At 64.5% G+C, this 595-nt stretch carries 1 protein-coding gene; it reads right to left on the bottom strand.

Annotated features, from left to right (window positions below; genetic code table 11):
• Positions 1-593, bottom strand: a 593-nt coding sequence (locus tag WS61_RS05765) for a hydrolase (protein WP_082742116.1), incomplete at its 3' end; no start/stop codon positions are given.
• Positions 594-595 lie beyond the last annotated feature (2 nt).

Raw genomic sequence — 595 nt, 5'->3', positions numbered from 1 at the left:
CGCTGCGGCGCCTTGTGGACCATCGTGTACGCGTAGTCGACGCCCATCCCGTACGCGCCCGAATGCTCCTTCGCGATCGCCATCACCGCGTCGTACGAGTCGCGGCGCGCCCAGTCGCGCTGCCATTCGAGCATCACCTGCTGCCACGTGACCGGCACCACGCCGGCCTGCACCATGCGCTGCATCGCGAAGTCGTGTGCGGCTTGCGTCGTGCCGCCCGATGCGTCGGCAACCATGTAGATCTCGTAGTCGCCTTCGAGCATCGCGCACAGCGCGAACGTCGTATTGCAGACTTCGGTCCACAGGCCCGACACGACCACCTTCTTGCGGCCGTTCGCGGCCAGCGCGTCGCGCACCTTCTGGTCGTCCCACGAATTCATCGACGTGCGTTCGAGCGTCTTCTGGTTCGGGAACACGTCGAGCAGCTCGGGATAGGTGTGGCCCGAGAAGCTGTCGCTTTCGACCGTCGTGATCGTGGTCGGGATGTTGAAGACCTTCGCGGCCTTCGCGAGCCCGACGACGTTGTTCTTCAGCGTCTGGCGATCGATCGACTGCACGCCGAACGCCATCTGCGGCTGCTGGTCGATGAAGATCA

It is taken from the genome of Burkholderia sp. ABCPW 11 (genome assembly GCF_001523445.1).
GTDB lineage: Bacteria > Pseudomonadota > Gammaproteobacteria > Burkholderiales > Burkholderiaceae > Burkholderia.
This window is presented reverse-complemented; position numbering and strand designations above follow the sequence as displayed.